16 protein-coding genes are annotated in these 18,301 nt (G+C 69.9%); 6 read left to right on the forward strand and 10 right to left on the reverse strand.

From position 1 onward, the window contains the following. The first annotated feature begins 1 nt into the window (after window position 1). The 3 genes from MKK51_RS08105 to MKK51_RS08115 all read left to right on the forward strand — a co-directional run bounded on the left by MKK51_RS08105 (window position 2) and on the right by MKK51_RS08115 (window position 4,826). The gene (locus MKK51_RS08105) at window positions 2–3,151 is read left to right on the forward strand and encodes an efflux RND transporter permease subunit (protein ID WP_243976212.1); all 3,150 of its coding nucleotides are present in this window, start codon (window positions 2–4) and stop codon (window positions 3,149–3,151) included. Between the two features lie 50 nt (window positions 3,152–3,201). Next, a complete protein-coding gene (locus MKK51_RS08110) occupies window positions 3,202–3,717 on the forward strand; it encodes a hypothetical protein (RefSeq protein WP_243976214.1) in 516 nt (171 codons plus the stop codon). 317 nt (window positions 3,718–4,034) lie between these two features. Then, on the forward strand, window positions 4,035–4,826 hold the full coding sequence (locus MKK51_RS08115) for an SGNH/GDSL hydrolase family protein (RefSeq protein ID WP_243976216.1): 792 nt from the start codon (window positions 4,035–4,037) through the stop codon (window positions 4,824–4,826). A gap of 47 nt (window positions 4,827–4,873) precedes the next feature. Here MKK51_RS08115 and MKK51_RS08120 read toward each other — a convergent pair whose 3' ends face one another. From MKK51_RS08120 to MKK51_RS08160, 9 genes are all read right to left on the reverse strand, one after another. Continuing rightward, the gene (locus MKK51_RS08120; RefSeq protein WP_243976218.1) at window positions 4,874–5,677 is read right to left on the reverse strand and encodes an MBL fold metallo-hydrolase; all 804 of its coding nucleotides are present in this window, start codon (window positions 5,675–5,677) and stop codon (window positions 4,874–4,876) included. Window positions 5,678–5,720: 43 nt separating this feature from the next. Next, entirely contained in the window at window positions 5,721–6,518 is a 798-nt protein-coding gene (locus MKK51_RS08125) for a TatD family hydrolase (protein ID WP_243976219.1), read from the reverse strand. 41 nt (window positions 6,519–6,559) lie between these two features. Continuing rightward, window positions 6,560–8,185 (reverse strand): methionine--tRNA ligase, encoded by a 1,626-nt coding sequence (gene metG, locus MKK51_RS08130; protein WP_243976221.1) that lies wholly within the window; start codon window positions 8,183–8,185, stop codon window positions 6,560–6,562. 53 nt (window positions 8,186–8,238) lie between these two features. Next, a complete protein-coding gene (locus MKK51_RS08135) occupies window positions 8,239–9,303 on the reverse strand; it encodes a DNA polymerase III subunit delta' (RefSeq protein WP_243976223.1) in 1,065 nt (354 codons plus the stop codon). Further along, a complete protein-coding gene (gene tmk / locus MKK51_RS08140; protein WP_243976225.1) occupies window positions 9,293–9,997 on the reverse strand; it encodes a dTMP kinase in 705 nt (234 codons plus the stop codon). The genes MKK51_RS08135 and tmk overlap by 11 nt, the downstream gene beginning before the upstream one ends. Further along, window positions 9,994–11,235, reverse strand: a complete 1,242-nt coding sequence (locus MKK51_RS08145) for a D-alanyl-D-alanine carboxypeptidase family protein (RefSeq protein WP_243976227.1) — start codon at window positions 11,233–11,235, stop codon at window positions 9,994–9,996. The genes tmk and MKK51_RS08145 overlap by 4 nt, the downstream gene beginning before the upstream one ends. A gap of 195 nt (window positions 11,236–11,430) precedes the next feature. Beyond that, a complete protein-coding gene (locus tag MKK51_RS08150) occupies window positions 11,431–12,861 on the reverse strand; it encodes a septal ring lytic transglycosylase RlpA family protein (RefSeq protein WP_243976229.1) in 1,431 nt (476 codons plus the stop codon). Between the two features lie 393 nt (window positions 12,862–13,254). Further along, a complete protein-coding gene (locus tag MKK51_RS08155) occupies window positions 13,255–13,560 on the reverse strand; it encodes a ribbon-helix-helix domain-containing protein (protein ID WP_027173590.1) in 306 nt (101 codons plus the stop codon). Further along, window positions 13,544–14,182: a ParA family protein gene (locus MKK51_RS08160; protein ID WP_027173591.1), complete on the reverse strand. Its 639-nt coding sequence runs from the start codon at window positions 14,180–14,182 to the stop codon at window positions 13,544–13,546. Before MKK51_RS08160 ends, MKK51_RS08155 begins: the two co-directional genes overlap by 17 nt. 474 nt (window positions 14,183–14,656) lie before the next feature. Between MKK51_RS08160 and MKK51_RS08165 the strand changes: the two genes are divergently transcribed. After that, complete coding sequence (locus MKK51_RS08165) at window positions 14,657–15,238, forward strand: PAS domain-containing protein (protein ID WP_243976230.1); 582 nt, start codon at window positions 14,657–14,659, stop codon at window positions 15,236–15,238. A gap of 15 nt (window positions 15,239–15,253) precedes the next feature. Here MKK51_RS08165 and cobF read toward each other — a convergent pair whose 3' ends face one another. Beyond that, window positions 15,254–16,012 (reverse strand): precorrin-6A synthase (deacetylating), encoded by a 759-nt coding sequence (gene cobF, locus MKK51_RS08170; RefSeq protein ID WP_243976232.1) that lies wholly within the window; start codon window positions 16,010–16,012, stop codon window positions 15,254–15,256. A 79-nt stretch (window positions 16,013–16,091) separates the two neighbouring features. On the opposite strand from cobF, the gene MKK51_RS08175 reads away from it, so the two are divergent. Together MKK51_RS08175 and MKK51_RS08180 are read left to right on the forward strand one after the other, a co-directional pair. After that, complete coding sequence (locus MKK51_RS08175; protein WP_243976234.1) at window positions 16,092–16,526, forward strand: hypothetical protein; 435 nt, start codon at window positions 16,092–16,094, stop codon at window positions 16,524–16,526. A gap of 86 nt (window positions 16,527–16,612) precedes the next feature. Next, entirely contained in the window at window positions 16,613–18,301 is a 1,689-nt protein-coding gene (locus tag MKK51_RS08180; RefSeq protein WP_243976237.1) for an efflux RND transporter periplasmic adaptor subunit, read from the forward strand.

Raw genomic sequence — 18,301 nt, forward strand, 5'->3', positions numbered from 1 at the left:
CGTGAGCGACAGTCCGAACGCCTCTCCTGCCGGCCCCCAGGCGGCCCTCGTCGCCTTCGCGGTGCGCTTCCGCGGCATCGTCCTGGCGCTCAGCCTCGCGCTCGCCGGTTACGGCATCTCCGTGCTCGGGGACGCGAAGTACGACGTGTTCCCCGAATTCGCGCCGCCCTCCGTGGTGGTCCAGACCGAGGCGCCGGGCCTCAACCCCGAACAGGTGGAGGTGCTGGTCACCCAGCCGATCGAGGTGGCGGTGAACGGCTTGCCGGGAATCGAGTCCCTGCGCTCGAGCTCGATCCAGGGCCTGTCGGTCATTACCGTCACCTTCGGCACCGGCAGCGACGTCTACCGCGTCCGGCAACTCGTCACCGAGCGGCTGACGGCGCTGGCCGGCCGCCTGCCCCAGGGCGTGCTGCCCCCGGCGATGACGGCGCTCACCTCGGCCACCAGCACCGTGCTCCTCGTCGGCCTCACCGCGCAGCGGCGCTCCGACCTCGACTTGCGCACCCTCGCGGACTGGACCGTGCGGCTGAGGCTTCTGGCGGTGCCGGGCGTCGCCCAAGTCTCCGTCTATGGCGGCGCGGTGCGCTCGCTCCAGGTCCAGATCCGCCCGGCGGACCTGATCCGCTACAATATCGGCATGAACGACGTGCTCGCCGCCGCCCGCAAGGCCACCGGCGTGCGCGGGGCGGGCTTCGTCGACACGATCAACCAGCGCGTCACCCTCCAGACCGAGGGGCAGTCGCTCACCCCGGAGGAGCTGGCCCGCACGGTCCTCATCAACGAGGGCGGGGCGAGCGTGACCCTCGGCGACGTCGCGACCGTGGTCGCCGCCGGCGAGCCGCCGATCAGCGCCGCTTTGGTCGATGGCAAGCGCGGCGTGCTCCTCATGGTCGGCGCGCAATACGGTGCCAACACCCGCGAGGTCACCGCCCGCGTGGAAGCGGCCCTGGAGGATCTCCGCCCCGCCCTCGACCGGGAAGACGTCGCGCTGCGGGCGGACCTGTTCCGGCCGGCGAACTTCATCACCATCGCCAATGCCAACGTGCTCCAGGCGCTGGGGCTCGGCGGTATCCTCGTGGTCGTGGTGCTGTTCGCCTTTCTCTACGATTGGCGCACCTGCGTGATCTCGTCGGTGGCGATCCCCCTCTCGCTCATCGCCGCCGTGGTGGCGCTTCAGGCCATGGGCGAGAGCCTCAACACCATGACGCTGGGCGGCCTCGCCATCGCCATCGGCGAGGTGGTGGACGACGCGGTGATCGGCGTCGAGAACGTGGTGCGGCGCCTGCGCGAGAACCGGCGCCTGACCGCGCCCGTCCCGGAGGGGAGGGTGGTCGTCGACGCCATCCTCGAAGTCCGCACCGCGGTCGCCTACGCCACCTTCGCCGTGCTCCTGGTGTTCCTGCCGGTGCTGGTCCTGTCGGGCATCGCCGGCAAGCTGTTCGGCCCCCTCGCCCTCGCCTACATCCTCGCCGTGGTGGCTTCGCTGGCCGTGGCGCTCACCGTCACCCCCGCCCTGTCGATGATGCTCCTCACCGGGCGGGGCGAGACGGACATGCGCGATCCCCCGGTGATGCGCTGGTCGCGCGGCGGCTACACGCGGCTCCTGCGCCGGATCAACCGCACGCCGCGCATCGTCATCGCCTGCGGCATCCTCGTGACCCTCGCGGGCGCCGCCGTGACGCCGTTCTTCGGCAGCACCTTCCTGCCCGACCTGAAGGAGGGCCACCTGATCCTGCACATGGCGGCGGCTCCGGGCACGTCGCTGGGGGAATCCATGCGGCTCGGCGGCCGGATCACCGCCGAACTCCTGAAGATCCCCGGCATCCGCGCCGTCGCCTCGCAGATCGGCCGCGCCGAGGCCGGCCAGGACACCGCCGGCACCCATTACAGCGAGATCCATATCGACCTCGACCAGGGGCTGGACGGTGCCGGGCAGGGCAGGGCCGAGGCCGATATCCGCGCCCTGATGGCGGGGTTTCCCGGTGCCGCCTTCTCGCTCAAGACCTTCCTCACCGAGCGCATCGAGGAGACCGTCTCGGGCTACACCGCACCGGTGGTCATCAACGTCTTCGGCAACGACCTCGCCCGGATCGAGGCGGCGGCCCGCGACATCGCCCGCGAACTCGCCGAGGTGCGCGGCGCCACGGACATCCAGCAGGCGTCGCCCGCCGGCCTGCCGCAGATCAATGTGGGGCTCCGGCCCAACGACCTGCGCCATTGGGGACTCTCGGCCGTGGAAGTGATGGAGGTGGTGCGCACCGCCTACCAGGGCGACGTGGTCGGCCAGACCTACGAGGGCAACGCGGTCTTCAACGTCCTCGTCATCCTCGATTCCGGGGCGAGGGGGCGTCTCACCGCCGTGGGCGACCTCCCCTTGCGCTCGTCGAACGGCCGCTTCATCCGCCTGTCGCAGGTGGCGGACATCTACGAGACCTCGGGACGCTACCAGGTCCAGCACCAGGGTGCCCAGCGCGTCCAGGTCATCACCGCCAACGTCACGGGCCGCGACGTCGCCTCCTTCGTCGAGGCCGCACGGCGCAAGATCGCCAAGGAGGTGGCCCTCCCGACCGGGGTCTACGTGGGCTTCGCCGGCTCGGCCGAGGCGCAGGCGCGGGCCAAGCGCGACCTGCTGCTGTTCTCCGGCTTTGCCGGCCTCGGCATCGTGCTGCTGCTCGCCGTGGTCACCGGCAGCGCGCGCAACCTCATGCTGGTCCTGGTCAACCTGCCCTTCGCCTTCGTCGGCGGCGTGCTCGCGGTCTTCGCCACCGGCGCCGTTCTGTCGCTGGGCTCCATCGTCGGCTTCGTGACCCTGTTCGGCATCTCGCTGCGCAACACCATCATGATGATCTCGCATTACGAGCATCTCGTCGCCGCCGAGGGCCGGGCATGGGATCGCGATACGGCGGTGGAGGGCGCCGCCGACCGCCTCGTGCCGATCCTGATGACCTCCCTCGTCACCGGCCTCGGCCTGCTGCCCCTGGCGCTGGGAGCCGGCGAGCCCGGCCGCGAGATCGAGGGTCCGATGGCCATCGTCATCCTAGGCGGCCTCGTGACCTCGACGATCCTGAACCTCCTGATCCTGCCGACCCTGGCGCTCCGCTACGGGCGCTTCGTCGTTCCGCAGGGCAGGGTGGTCGAGCAGGTCCCGTAAACCGCCCTCGCCGCGGAGCCGGACCTCCGGTTTCCGTGATTGTGAAAAGCGTGACCCTGCAACTAGACAGGATGCACCAGCATCTTCGCCAGCCGGACGTCGTCATGCGCCTGAAGCCGCTTCTTGTCCTCCTCGCCGTTCCGCTCCTGTCCGGGCCCTTCGCCGCGCACGCGGTCCAGGTTCCGGCGGTGCCTCCGACCGGCGGGAAGCCCGACGCTCCCATGCCCATCCCGGTCCTTCCCCTGACGCGGGTGGTGCCCAAGGGGGAGGCGCGGAGCATCGCCTTCTTCGCCTACCTCTATCCCGATTGCTCGTCGCAGGGGCCGGTGGTGGCGCGAATCCTGGAGCAGCCGCGCCACGGCAGCGTGACGTTCGACAAGATCGATTCTTTCCCTCGCTATCCCACCGCGTCGCCGCTCGCGTCCTGCAACGCCAAGAAGGTACCCGGCCTCCGGATGACCTACGAGACGGAAGAGAATTTCGAGGGGTTCGACACCTACCGCGTTCTCACAATCAACCCGGATGGTTCGGCGGCCGAATACGACCTGAAGGTCTGGGTGCGCTGAGGCGGAAGCAGAGGCTGCAGAGCCCCCGCCCAGCCCCAGAAGCGCCGTTCGCATAAGATATATTATGGAACTTGATGCCCCTACGAACGGGGTGAGGGGGGGCATTGCCGGCACCTTGACAGGAAGCTGGGATTCACCATTCCATGAGGTGCCGCCGTGAGATGGCAGCTTTACGCCTTGCTCACCAGCTTCCTTAAGCGATCCGCCAGTTTCCGGCGCAATCGTCACAATCCTATCTCAAACGGCGTGTCTAACCCGTCGCGGAGTGGGACCGGTCTTCGTGGCCGCCCGCCCCGTTCGTTCTCGAAGCGGATCTGATGCTGACCCTGCTCAAACCCTGCGCCGCCCCGATCCTCGGCCTGGCCCTCGCGGCTCTGGGCCTCGGTGCTCCGGCCTGGGCGGAGCCGGCGGTGACGAAGCCGGCGATCCCCGCCAGGGCGCTGGCTAAGCTCTCCCACGTGGCCGCCCTGGTGAAGGCGGGATCCGACATCCGCATCGTCGCCTTCGGCTCCTCGTCCACGGAAGGGTCGGGCGCCTCCTCCCCGGCCGCCGCCTACCCCGCGCAATTGCAGGAAGACCTGCAGGGCCGCCTCGATATGGGTGGCGCGAAGCATCCCATCGTCACCGTCCTCAACCGTGGCAAGGGCGGCGACGACGCAGAGGCCATGGCCCGCCGTCTCGACCGGGACGTGCTGGCCGAGCGGCCCGACCTCGTAATCTGGCAGACCGGCAGCAACGACCCGATGACCGGCGTCACGGTGGAGCGTTTCACAGAACTGACGCGCCAGGGCATCGCGGCGATGCGCGCCGCCGGCTCGGACGTGATCCTGATGGACCAGCAATGGTGCCGCCGCCTGAGCACGACCAACGGCGCCGAGCGCTACGGCGAGGCGCTGCATAGCCTCGCGGCCGACCTCGACGTGCCGGTGATCCGCCGCCACGCCCTGATGCGGACCTGGGCCGCCAGCGGCCTCCTGAGCCCGGCGCAGATGATCGGTCCCGACGGGCTGCACATGACCGATGCAGGCTACGACCGCCTCGCCAAGGCCGCCACGGCGCAGATCCTGGTCAATGCCGGCCTGATCCCGGCCGAGCCCCTGCGCAACTGAAGCGCGCCCTCCCCGGTGCTCGGCTCGAGAAGGTCGGCAGGACGTGGCTACAGGTCCACGCTCACCGACAGCCCGTCATAGGCCGGCACCACCCCCGGCGGCAGCTTGGCCGCGAGCGTGGCGTAGTCGAGATCGGTGTGGAGATTGGTGAGGATCGCGCGGCGCGGACGCACCTCCTCGATGAGCGCGAGCGCATCCGAGACCGAGTAATGGGTCGGGTGAGGGGTGTCGCGCAGGGCATCGATGATGAGGAGATCGAGGCCGTGGAGCCGCGCCTTGGCCGCCTCCGGCATCAGGCTCACGTCGGGCGCATAGGCCGCCGGCCCGAAGCGGAAGCCGTGGGCGGACTCGGCGCCGTGCTCCATGCCGAAGGCGACCGCCTCGATCGTACCGCCCTCACCCCGTATCGTGACCGGCTCGCCGGCCACGAGATCGTTCAGGTCGAGGATCGGCGGGTAGGCGCTGCCGGGCGGCGTCTCGAAGCAATAGCCGAAGCGGAGCGTGAGCAGGGCCCGCGTCTCGGCGTCGGCATAGACCGGGATGCGCCGGTGCATGTGGATCACCAGGGGCCGCACGTCGTCGATGCCGTGGGTGTGGTCGGCATGGGCATGGGTGTACAGCACCGCGTCGAGGCGGCTCACCCCCGCCGTCAGCAATTGCTCGCGCAGATCGGGCGAGGTGTCCACGAGGAGGCTGGTGGCGCCCGCCTCCCCTCGCCGCTCCACGAGGATCGAGCAGCGCCGCCGCCGGTTCCTGGCATCGGCCGGGTCGCAGGCACCCCAGCCGTAGCCCACCCGGGGAACGCCGCCGGACGAGCCGCAGCCGAGGATCGTCAGCGTCAGAGAACCCATCCGCACCTCCCGGTCCGTTGGTATCGAAAGGGGCGGGCGCCTGTCACGCCCCGCGGCCGCCGGATAGCGTCGCCTTGTCGAACAGGCGGTGGAAATTCGCCGTCGTCAGGCTCGCGAAGGCCGCGAATTCCATGTCCAGGGTCTTGGCCAGGGAGCGGGCGGTGTCGGCGGTATAGGCCGGCTCGTTGCTGCGTCCGCGATGCGGCTCGGGCGCCAGGAACGGCGCGTCGGTCTCCACCAGGATGCGGTCGCGGGGGACGGCGAGGGCGATGTCGCGCAGCTCGTGCGAGCGCCGGAAGGTGACGATGCCCGAGAACGAGATCGACAGGCCGAGTTCGATCCCGACCTCGGCCAGGCGCCGGCCGGAGGAGAAGCAGTGCAGAACCGCTTTGAACGCCCCGCGCTTCATCTCGTCGACGAGCACCGCCTCCATGTGGTCATCGGCATCGCGGGCATGGATGACGAGGGGGAGGCCGGTCTCGCGGGAGGCTGCGATATGCCGGCGGAACACCCGCTCCTGCACCGCTTCCGGGGCGGCGTCCTCGTAATGGTAGTCGAGCCCCGCCTCGCCGATGCCGATGCAGCGCGGATGGTGGGTGAGGGCGACGATGGCGTCCGTGGGCACGTCGGGTTCGTCCCCTGCCCCGTTCGGATGGGTCCCCACCGTGTGCCAGATCTGCGGATGAGCCTCGGACAGGGCCTCGTAGACCCGTGCCTTGGCGACCCGCGTCGAGATGGTGAGCATCCCCGTCACGCCCGCCGCCTCGGCACGGGCGATCACGCCGGGGAGATCCTCGGCAAAATTCGGGAAGTCGAGATGGCAGTGGCTATCGACCAGCATGGACAAAGCTCGGGATTCTTGTTGACTCTGCGGACACCGCCTCAGGCGGCGGGACTCTCCGGCTCGACGAAGCGCGGGAACAGCCCGCTCGGCGCCGGGAGCGCCGTGCCCGGCACCAGCCGGCCCCCCTCCCCGATATCGGCGAGTTGCCGCCTGTCGGCGGGCACGGCCAGGAGGTCGAGGAGCTTCCCGCCCGAATCCGGCATGAAGGGCTGCACCAGGATGCCGATGGCGCGCAGGGTCTCGGCCACCACGTAGAGGGACGCGGCCATGCGGGCCGGGTCGGTCTTGCGCAGGACCCAGGGCTTCTGAGCGTCGAAATAGCGGTCGGAGGCCGTCACCACGGCCCAGATGTCGGCGAGCGCCGTGTGGAGGGCGAGCTTGTTCATCGCCACCCGCACCGAGGCCGGCAGGGCGTCGGCGAGCGCCAGGAGTGCCCGGTCGTCCTCCGTGAACGCGCCGTGCTCGGGGACGAGGCCGCCGCAATTCTTGGCGATCATGGAGAGCGAGCGCTGGGCGAGGTTGCCGAGCCCGTTGGAGAGATCCGCCGTGTAGCGGGTGATGATGGCCTCGTGGCTGTAATTGCCGTCGCCGCCGAAGGGCACTTCGCGCAGGACGAACTGGCGCAAAGCATCGACCCCGTAGGTCGCGATGAGGTCCATCGGATCGACCACGTTGCCGAGGGACTTCGACATCTTCTCGCCCTTGGAGAGCAGGAAGCCATGGCCGAAGACGCGCTTCGGGAGCGGCAGGCCCGCCGACATCAGGAAGGCCGGCCAGTACACCGCGTGGAAGCGCACGATGTCCTTGCCGATGACGTGCAGATCCATCGGCCAGAACTTGTTTCGGCGATCGGACTCGTCGGGGAAGCCCGTGACGGTGAGGTAGTTCGTCAGAGCGTCGACCCAGACATACATGACGTGGTCCGGGTGACCCGGCACCGGCACGCCCCAGTCGAAATTGGTGCGGCTCACCGACAGGTCCTTGAGGCCGGAGCGGACGAAGCTCGCCACCTCGTTGCGCCGCGTCTCGGGACCGATGAAGTCGGGCTGGGCCTCGTAGAGGGCGAGCAGCCGATCCTGGTAGGCGGAGAGACGGAACAGGAAATTCTCCTCCTCCATCCAGGTCACGGCCGTGCCGGTCTCCCGCGCGCGGCGCGTCCCGTCTGGGGCGGTCTCGGTCTCGTCCTCGTTGTAATAGGCCTCGTCGCGCACCGAGTACCAGCCGGCGTATTTCGACAGGTAGATGTCGCCGTTGGCCTCCATGCGCCGCCAGAGTTCCTGGGCGGCGGCATAATGGTCGGGCTCCGTGGTGCGGATGAAGCGGTCGTGGCTGCAGTTCAGCGCCTCGGCCATGGCCTTGAAGCGCGCGGCCATGTCGTCGACCAGGGCCTTCGGGCCGATGCCGGCCCTGGACGCGGTCTGCTGGATCTTGAGCCCGTGCTCGTCGGTGCCGGTGGAGAACAGCACGTCGTAGCCGTCGAGACGCTTGAACCGCGCAATTGCGTCGGTGGCGATCACCTCATAGGCGTGGCCGATATGCGGCGCGCCGTTGGGATAGGAGATCGCCGTGCTGATGCCGAAGGACTTGGCATCGGAACCGACGGTCTCGTTGTCGGAACCGGACGTCTTGGCAATGGATGGGCTGGGCCCTGACTCGTTGGCCATCGCGTCGAAATACCCTCGGATACGCGGTTCATCGGATCACAGGACGAGCCTGCTCATGTCCCGGCGCGCACGGCCCCCGCGAGATCGCCGAACAGCGAGAGGATCAGCGGCCGCCTGTCGAGATTGTAGGTCGCGGCCTCCCGGGCGGCGCGGGCGATCTTGTCACACACCTCCACCAGGGCCGCAAGGCGAGCGGGGGGCTCGTGGCGGCGGCGGTCCAGTTCCGACGAGACGAAGCGGAACACCGTGTCGAGGCTCGCGGCGAAATGCTCGTCCGCGTCGCGCCCCGAGAGCTTCTCGGCGAGCGCCAGGATGCGGCACCAGTCGGGATGGTCGAGGCGCGACAGCAGGGTCTCCATCTCGCCGACGAGGCCCGACGTCGCCGGGTCGAGCATGGCGAAGCCCTGCGCCACCGAGCCCTCGGACAGGGCGGCGGCGCGGGCCAGGGCCTCCGGGTCGGGCCGCACGAAGGGGGGAGGGAAGCTGTCCAGCACCCGAGCCACCTCCCCCTCCCCCAGGGGCCGCAGGTTGAGGGCGCGGCAGCGCGAACGGATCGTCGGCAGCAGCCGCCCCGGCGCGTGGCTGACGATGAGGAACAGACAGCGGGGCGGCGGCTCCTCCACCATCTTGAGGAGGGCATTGGCGCTGTTGGCGTTGAGGTCCTCGGCGCTGTCGACGATGCAGATGCGGTAGCCGTCATTGCCCGCCGTCGAGCCGAACAGGTCGAGGGCGTGGCGGGCGGCATCCACCGAGATCTTGGTGGCGAGCGTCTTGGCAGTGTGCGGCCGCGTCCGGCGCAGGGCCACGAGGTTGGGATGCGACAGGGCCGCCACCTGTCGGGCCGCCGGATGCGTGGGATCGACGGCCAGGGTGTCCGGGACGCGGCCGGAGCGCGGGTTGGCGATGAGCCAGCGCGCCACCCGGTAGGCCAGGGTCGCCTTGCCGATGCCGCGCGGGCCGCCGATGAGCCAGGCATGGTGCAGGCGGCCCGAACCGATCCCCTCGATGAAGGCGGCCTCCGCCTCCGCATGGCCGACGAGGCCGGCCTGCTCGCGCGGGCGGGGGATGTCGGCGAGGTCGCCGGGCTCGACGTCCTCCGGCGCGCGTTCAGGCCGCATCGTCGGCGGCCTCCGGGCCGGACAGAAGGCCGGGCAGGCGGGCGGCGAGGGCGGCCGCGATCGCCGCCTCCACCGCATCGGGGGAGAGACCGGCATCGATGACGATGCAGCGCTCCGGTTCCTCCGCCGCAATGGTGAGAAACGCCTGCCGCAGGCGGGTGTGGAAGCCGAGCGCCTCCGCCTCGAACCGGTCGGCCGCCTCCCCCTCCCCGGCCCGGGCCTTCGCCCTGGCGAGGCCGATGGCGGGGTCGAGGTCGAGGATCAGGGTGAGGTCGGGCGTCATATCCCCGACGACCACCCGCTCCAGGGTCGAGAGCAGGGCGGAATCGAGGCCGCCCGCCGCCCCCTGATAGGCACGGGTCGAATCCGAGAAGCGGTCGCACAGGACGGTCTCGCCGCGGGCGAGGGCCGGGCGGATCAGCGTGTCGAGATGGTCGATGCGGGCGGCGGAGAACAGGAGTGCCTCGGCGAAGGGACCGTGCCGCTTCACCGTGCCGGCCAGCAGTGCCTCACGGATCGCCTCGGCCTTGGCCGAGCCACCGGGCTCGCGCGTCGTCACCACCGGGACGGAGGAACGACCGCGCAGGCGCGCGGCCAGGCGGCCGATCTGGGTCGACTTCCCGGCCCCCTCCCCGCCCTCGAACGTGATGAACGCCCCGCTCCGCCCAACCTGCCCGCGGTTTCGGTCGGTCACGATTTGGCGCCGGCCTTGTCACCCACGCCAGCCTTGTCGAAGGCGCGGCGGAACAGTCCGGTCCCGACCTCCCAGGCCCCGTCGAGGGCACGCTGCGGGATCGTGCCGGCCGCCACGTCCTCCCCGGCATAGACCGGCAGGTCGAGGGCCTGGGTGTCGCCACGGGTGATGCGCAGGCGGCCGACCTCCCGGCCCTGCTCCACCGGCGCGGTCAGCGGGCCCTGATAGACGACGCGGGCGCTGATGCGATCGCCATTGCCCCGGGGCAGGAGCACCCGGACCGGTTTCTTGGCCACCAGGGGAACGCTGCCCTGTGCCCCGCCGAAGACGGAGGCATCGGCCACGGTCTCGCCGCTGGCGAAGATCTGGCGCGGCTCGAAGGCGCGAAACCCCCATTCCACCAGCTTGCGGGATTCGGCGGCGCGGTCGCGCGCCGTCTTGAGGCCGCTCACCACCATGATGAGGCGCTGGCCGTTCTGCACCGCCGAGCCGGTGAGGCCGTAGCCCGATTCCTCGAGATATCCGGTCTTGAGGCCATCGGCGCCGATATCGAGGGTGAGGAGCGGATTACGGTTCTGCTGCTTGATCTTGTTCCAGGTGAATTCGCGCTCGGAGAAGATCTTGTACAGGTCGGGATAGGTGTCGATGATGTGGATCGCCAGCTTGGCGAGGTCGCGCGCGGTGACCTTCTGGTCCGGCGCGGAATAGCCGGTGGCGTTGCGGAAGGTGGAGCGCGTCAGGCCGATTTCACGCGCCCGCGCCGTCATCATCCGCCCGAAATTCTCCTCCGAGCCGGCGATGCCCTCGCCGATGGCGATGGCCGCGTCATTGCCCGATTGCACGATCAGGCCGCGCAGCAGGTCGGACAGCTTGATGCGGCTGTTGAGCTGGGCGAACATCGAGGAGCCGCCTCCCCCGGCGCCGCCCCGGCGCCAGGCGTCCTCGGTGATCTGGAATTCGCTGTCCATGCTGAGCCGGCCCTGCCGGATCTCGTTGAACACAATCTCCGTGGTCATCAGCTTGGCCATGCTGGCCGGCGAGAACAGCTCGTCGGCCCCCTTCTCGAACAGCACGGAGCCCGAATCCGCATCGATCAGGATGGCGTGGGGGGCGGCCGTCTGGAAGCTCTGGGCAAGGGCGGGCAGCGCCGCGAACCAGCCGATCGCCGACAGGCTCAAGCCGGCCAGTCCGGCCCGAAACCCGGCGGCCAGATTCGTCCGGTTCGTCGTCGCACGCATCGTTCGCCTCATGCCCGTCGACCCCGAGGCTTGGCTGATAAGCCCGGTCCGTTCTCGCCCTTGCGAGATGATACAGGGGATTCCCGGCGAAATCGAACGCAACTTTGGCGACGATATCGCAGCGCGGTGGACGACATGACGCCGCGGGGCCGTATCCTTCGTCGAGACACAGCCGCCGGTCTCCACCACCCGCGATCAGTTCACCTCGGCGATGCGCGAGCGGCGCGCCTGGATAAACTTCGCGGCAGCGGCGGCGACGACCGGGGCGGGCGACTTGCCCCGCCCGGCCCGGGCGCCGGCGATCTGGGAGCCGGCCGGGGGCACGGAGAGCTTGGCGACGCTGGCCTTGGCCGTTCCCAGCGGGCCCGTGGGCAGCGGAGCCGGGCGCAGGTTCGCCACCGCGGCATGGCCCGTCGCCGAGCGTGCCGGCGCCGTGGCGCTCGCGGTCTTCGCGACCTGGCCGCGCGAGGGAGCGGGGGCGGCGGCCATCTTCTGCGGTGCCGCCGGAACCGGCGACTGGGCGAGTTTCGTCCTGGGAGCGGACGTGCCCAGCCTGGCCTGGAGCGTCGTCGCCTCCTTGTGCGACGGGGCACCGGGCTTGGATGCCTGGGCCTGGGCGGGGCCGGCGCTCGAGGCGAGGCGCGTCGGTGCCGGGGGGAAGGACCCCCTCGTCTTCGGCCCGGCATTCGGTCCGGCATGGGCCATCTGCAGGGCAGGAGCGGGGCGATCCGGCATGGTCGGCCGGAAGCCGTGCGACCGGGACGCGGTGGGCTGCAGGGCCGCCGGCACGGCGACGCTGGAGCCGCCCGCCACCAGGACCGGCGCGGGCCGGACGGGACGCGGCGCGGGGGCGGCGTCGTCCTCGTCAGGGGCCGGCTTGAAGGCCAGGGCGGGACGTTGCGCGCGCGACAGACGCTCCGGCTCGGCATCGGGTCCGAGATCGGCCATCATCACCGGCGAGCCGCCGCCGACACGGGCGGGCGCGCCGTCGGTGCGCAGGGTTGCCATCAGCTTGCGGTCGTCGCTGCCGGCGGTGGACGCCTTGCCGACATACTCCACCCGCACCTTGGCGGTGCCGCTGCGATGGAATTCCAGGGCCTGGGCCACCTCCTCGGATACGTCCATGAGGCGGTTGGCGTGATAGGGGCCGCGATCGTTGACGCGCACGATCATCGAATGGCGGTTGGCGAGGTTGGTCACCCGCACATAGCTCGGCAGCGGCAGGGTCGGGTGAGCGGCTGCGATGGAATGGCGGTCGAACACCTCGCCATTGGCCGTCATCCGGCCGTGGAACGCGCTGCCGTACCAGGATGCCAGGCCCTCGCGGACATAGCCCTTGGCGTCGTCGCGGGGCACATAGGTGCGGCCCGCCACCACGTAGGGCTTTCCCGAGAAGCGGCGGCCGCCGCCCTTCGGAATCGTGTCGCCCTCGTTGTAGAGGCGCGGGCTCGCCTTCACGCCGTATTTCGGATCGTAGGACGATCCGGAAGCGCCGGCCGGGCCGGCGAGTTTCTGGGTGTTCTGCGCGCAATTCGCGGTGGTCAGTGCCACCACGGACACGGCGAGGAGGCGCAACAGCGGTACGCCCGCCATTGGAGCCGATCCGGCCTTCGTCGAACGCGCCATACCGAACCGCCCAGCACTCTGCGCTCTCGAAACACCATCCGGGGCCGAGGAACGGAAGAGCGATCCGGTCCGGCCGTCGAAGACCGTCCCGAAAGAGCGGGCTTCGATTGCACAGACAATTGTCGGGTTGACGTAAAGGAAACCTGAACGCTGCTGATGGGGCCCCGATCCGCCGCCGATCCCTCGTCCGATGAATGAGAGGGTATCGCTATCGCGCTGTGAAACTGACGGAAATCATGGTTTCGAGGATGTGGATATCCTGCTCCGGACGCATCCGTCCGACCCATCGGGCGACGCCGTCACGGGCGGATGTACCAGGTGAGAAGTGACGTGTAAGCCGTGATCAAGAAACAGTTTTCTCCTGTCGACGATCGATGTCGACAGGAGAGGGCTTCAGCGGTGGTTCGTCTCGTTCAGCCGCTCGATCGGCATGGTCCCCCGCTGTTTGAACAGGAGGTCGAGGGCTTCGAGCATGAGCGCGTGCATCTTGGTGCGCTCGGTATGGGCGAGGTCGCGGAGCTGGTCGTAGACCGGCGGCTCCAGATAGACCGACATCTGCCGGGCGCGCTCCTTCAGGGTGCTCGGTGTCTTGCGGACCGGTACGTGGCCCGTATCGAGCTGGACGATGTCGGCGCTCCTGGCTGGGGAAGCGGCTCCCGCGACGATGGAAGCGAGGCTCGGCCTAGGCGGCTTTGGCATGCTTGACGACCTGCATCCTCTTCTCGATCCACGTCCAGAGCCTGCGCACTTCGCCGGCGGCCTGGCCCTTGGGGTTGAATTCGGTGACACCCTGACCGACGCCGATCGCGTCCTGATGGTCGGTGCGCGCGACGATGTTCACGTCCGGCAGGATACCCAGTACGGCGAGGCCGTCGGCCGCGTCGCGGATCCGGTAGGAGCGCGGCGGGGTCTGGTTCAGGACGAAGGCGAACTTCTTCTCCAGGCGGTAGATGGCGGCCAGGGTCGGCTTGAACGCGCGCAGGTCGGCCGGGGTGGGGCGGCAGGGGATGATGCAGAGATCGGCCGCGCGGATCGCCGAGAGCGTTCCGGTGGAATCCACGCCCGGCGTATCGATGAAGACGTAATCGTAGGAGGATTCGCGCAGCTGGGCCATGACGGCCTCGATCTGCGACGCATCGATCTGCGCGACTTCCGGGCCGTCCGCCGTGCGGTGGTCGAGCCAGTCGCTGATCGTCGCCTGACGATCCATTTCCAGGATGCAGACCGACAGGCCGCGCTCCTGCGCCGCGACGGCCAGTGAGATGCACAGCGTGCTCTTCCCACTCCCCCCCTTCTGGGTGACGAAGGTGATGGCTTTCATACGGGAGCCCTTCTCGCGTCCTGAGATGTCGCGTCCTGCCGTGCCGGGGGATCCTTAGGCTCGGAAGCCGACGGAATTCCCTGCCTCGGATCGTCAGCGGTCCGGCTCGCAGCCGTCGTCCCGTGACACCAGGATGCCCTGATCCCGGTTTTGGCCCGTCATGGTTAACCAGTGGTTAAGACCGCGGCTTGGTATCGACGGGTTCCGTGGACCGCAGATGGGGGCCAGGATGGACGCTCCCGCCCACGTTCAACCCCAGAGTCTTCAATCAATCTGAGGTTGCCAAAACTTCCCGCAGGGCGTGTCTTGCCCTTCCAATCGCTTATGTCAGCGGCTAAGTTGCGCCTGTTCCCGTGGATCGATGGGGATCTGTCAACTTCAGGTAAATTCTAGGCGAGGGCGATTCCTGTCGCGTGTCGGTCCGCGATCACGGGTTTCGTCCTCAGCGATCCGCCCCGGCGGCCCAGGAGATCCATGCCTGCGCGCACGAGCCTTCTCACCGGCGACACGGACGGCATTCTGGCCGCGCTCGATGCGTCGGGCGTCGTGGGCGTCTGGTCCCACGACGTCTGGGCCGGCCGGATCGCCGTCTCGGACTCCTTCGCGGACGTGCTCGGTCTCGCTCCGAAAGCGTCGGGCGTGAGTCTCGACGCCTTCCTGGCGACGATCCTCGCGGAGGACCGGCTTCGCGTGGAGAACGCCCTGCATGCCGCCGTCGAGGCGGGCGGCCCGTTCGAGATCGCGTTCCGGACGGTTCGCGGCGAGCGCCGGCTCGGTCTGCGCGGGCGGATCGACCGGGGCGAGTCCGCCGGGGGGCGGGCGAGGGGCCTCGGCATCGCCATCGATCGCACCGAGGATGGGGCAATTCTTCACCAGCCCGGCCTGCATGCCGAGCAGGCGGCCAACCGCATGGCGGAACACGCCATCGCCCTGCACGACCTCGTGGCCGACCTTCACCAGCCGAGACTGGCCGCACTCCTCGATTCCCTGATACGGGAAATCGCCTTCACCCTGGCCGGCCACCTCGAGAAAGGCGGGCGACGGCGCAACCATTGAGGGCGAGGATCCGGCCTAATCCGCAGGCCTGCGCAGCAGGTAGATGTCCATGATCCAGCCGTGGCGCGCCCTCGCCTCGGCGCGCACGCGCCGGATCTCGCCGGCGATGTCGCCGAGGCGGCCCGACAGGACGATCTCGTCGTCGCTCCCGAGATAGGCGCCCCAGTAGATCGTCAGGTCCGGGTCGAGATGGGCGAAGGTCGGGTCGCCGTCGAGCATCACCACGGTGGTGTCGGCCTCCTCGGAGAGTCCGCCGGCGATCTGGCGCCCCGTGGTGATCTGCACCGGCGCACCGATGCGGTTGAGGGCGATGCGGTGGCTCGCCGCCAGGGCCTGGACGCTGGTGATGCCGGGAATCACCCGATGGTCGAAGGCGAGGCGTCCCCGCGCCACGATCCGGTCGATGATCCGCAGGGTGCTGTCGTAGAGGGAGGGGTCGCCCCAGACCAGGAAGGCGCCGGTGCCGTCCTCAGGGAGTTCGCGCGCGATCATCGCCTCGTAGAGGGCCGCGCGGGCACCGTGCCAATCGTCCACGGCGACACCGTAATCGGCCGGATTGCGGTCGCGCTCCGGGTCCTGCGCCTCGACGATGCGATAGGGCCGGTCCTCGATGTAGCGCTCGCAGATCGCCCGGCGCAGGGCGACGAGGTCGGCTTTCTCCCCGCCCTTGTCGAGGACGAAGACCACATCCACCGTGTTCAAGGCGCGGATCGCCTGGATCGTGACGTGCTCCGGATTGCCGGTGCCGATGCCGATCACGAGGATCTGTCTCACGCGTGTAGCCTCTCGGGTTGGGATCGCTGGCGATCGGCCCTGTCGCGGGCGCATGCCCTATGCTACGCTCCGTGCCGACATGAAACCCATCCGGCGCAATCTGGATCGGAGCCTCGCGCTCTGGCTGATGACGGTGATCCTCGCGATCGCCGGCTTCGCCATGTCGTCGCCCGCGAGCGCCCATACGGGCCATGGGCACGATGGCGGCGCTCCTGTCGAATGGGTCCAGGCTCCGGTCTCCCTCGACGCGCAGGCGGTTCGGGCGGATGCCGCCACCCCCGGCCTGCATGAGATCGTGTCCGTCCTGCGGGCCGAACCCCATCTCGGCTGTGCCGGTCCCTGCTGCACCGGCCCCTGTGGAGCCGCCTGCTGCTGCGCCATCGGCCTGGCACCGGCCGACGGAGATGCTGCATCCGCGCCCGGCTTGACCGGTCCCGTTCCCGTGGGCGCCATGTCCGCCCGCACGGACGTCGCCCCGGATTCTCCGTCCGAACCACCGAGACCCTTCGCCTGACGTAACGACGGCGTTCCGCGCCCGGCTGCCTGTCGGCGCCGTGGGGAAAGCCGTCCCTGCTTCATCGGCGTCGAGGTTCTCCCATCATGTCCATCGTTTTTCCGGCAGCCCTGCGCCTCGTCGCGGCGTGCGCCATCGCCTGGGTAGGCCTGTCCGGCACGGCCCTGTCCCATGAGGGCCATTCCCACGGCGACGAGACGGCTCTCCTGCCCGTTACGGCGGCGGCACCGCGGGCGGAGGCGAGGTCGGAGCGCTACGAACTCGTCGCCGCCGTGCAGGGGCACGATCTCGTCTTCTATCTCGACGCGTTCGAGACCAACGCGCCGATCACCGACGCCACCCTCGCCCTCTCGACGCCGGACGGGCGCAGGACGGCCGAGCTCCAGGCCGATGGCAGCTACCGGCTCTCCGCACCCTGGCTCGAGGACGCGGCGCATCACGATCTCATCGCGGCGGTGACGGCGGAGGGCAGTACCGACATCCTCTCCCTCGATCTCGATCTGCCAACTGCCAAAGGCGCTGCAACGAAGTCCGAGACGCCGGCCAACGCCTCCCTGGTCGAGCGCTTCACGCACCAGCCGCCCTCCGTCACCGCCGCCGGGGGCTTCCTCCTCGGCCTCGGCGCCGTCGTCCTGTTCCGGCGTCGGCGGACGATTCCCATCGTCGTCGTCCTGGCGGTCACGGCGACGATCGTGCTGGGCAGCGCCGCCCTCGCCCATGAAGGCCACGATGCCGCGCCGGCCGAGGGCGGGATGATGGCGAGTCCGCCCGCCGGCGGCGCCGACCGGGCGAAGCGCCTGGGCGACGGCTCGATCTTCGTGCCCAAATCCCTGCAGCGCCTCCTCGTCCTGCGCACCGCCGTGACGGCGACGGAGAGCGTGGCCCGTACCGTGGCCCTGCCCGGTCGGGTCATCGCCGATCCCAATGCCAGCGGCGTCGTGCAATCCTCCGTGGGCGGCCGTCTGGCCCCTCCGGCGAACGGCTTCCCGCGCCTCGGAACCCGCGTGACGCGCGGCGAGGTGCTCGCCACCGTCACCCCGCCGGTCCAGGCCGTGGACGTCTCCGACATGCGCCAGCGCCAGGGCGAACTCGACCAGCAGATCGCGATCCTCGACCGTCGGGTGGTCCGGTTCGAGCGGCTGGCGGGGACGGGCGCCGTGGCCCGGACCCAACTCGACGATGCCCGCTCCGAGCGTGACGGGCTGAAGGACCGCCGCGCCGCCCTCGATGCGGTCCGCGGCTCGCCCGAGGCCCTGGTCGCGCCGGTGGACGGGGTCATCGCCGAGGCGAGCGCCACGGCGGGCGCCATGGCGGCCTCCGGCACCGTCGTCTTCCGCATTGTCGATCCGGGCAAGCTCTGGGTCGAGGCGCTGAGCTTCGAGGCCCTGTCGCCGGAAGGCGCGGCGACGGCCCGCCTCGGGGACGGGCGCAGCCTCGCGCTGACCTATCGCGGGGCCGGCCTCGCCGACCGCAATCAGGCCGTGCCGGTTCAGTTCGCGGTGGCGGGCGATCCGGCCGGCCTGCGCCTCGGCCAGTTCGTCACCGTTCATGCCCCCCTCACGGGCGAGCGGACGGGTCTCGCCGTGCCGCGCTCCGGCATCCTGCGGGCGGAGGGCGGCAGCGTCGTCTACGAGCATGTCGGTGCGGAGCGCTTCGTGGCACGCGCCGTCCGCACCGATCCCCTCGACGCCGACCGTACGCTCATCGCCGGCGGTCTGGAGCCGGGACGGCGCGTCGTCGTCCAGGGCGCCGAACTCCTCGACCAGATCCGCTGA

Source organism: Methylobacterium sp. E-045 (genome assembly GCF_022829685.1).
In the GTDB taxonomy this organism is placed as follows: domain Bacteria; phylum Pseudomonadota; class Alphaproteobacteria; order Rhizobiales; family Beijerinckiaceae; genus Methylobacterium.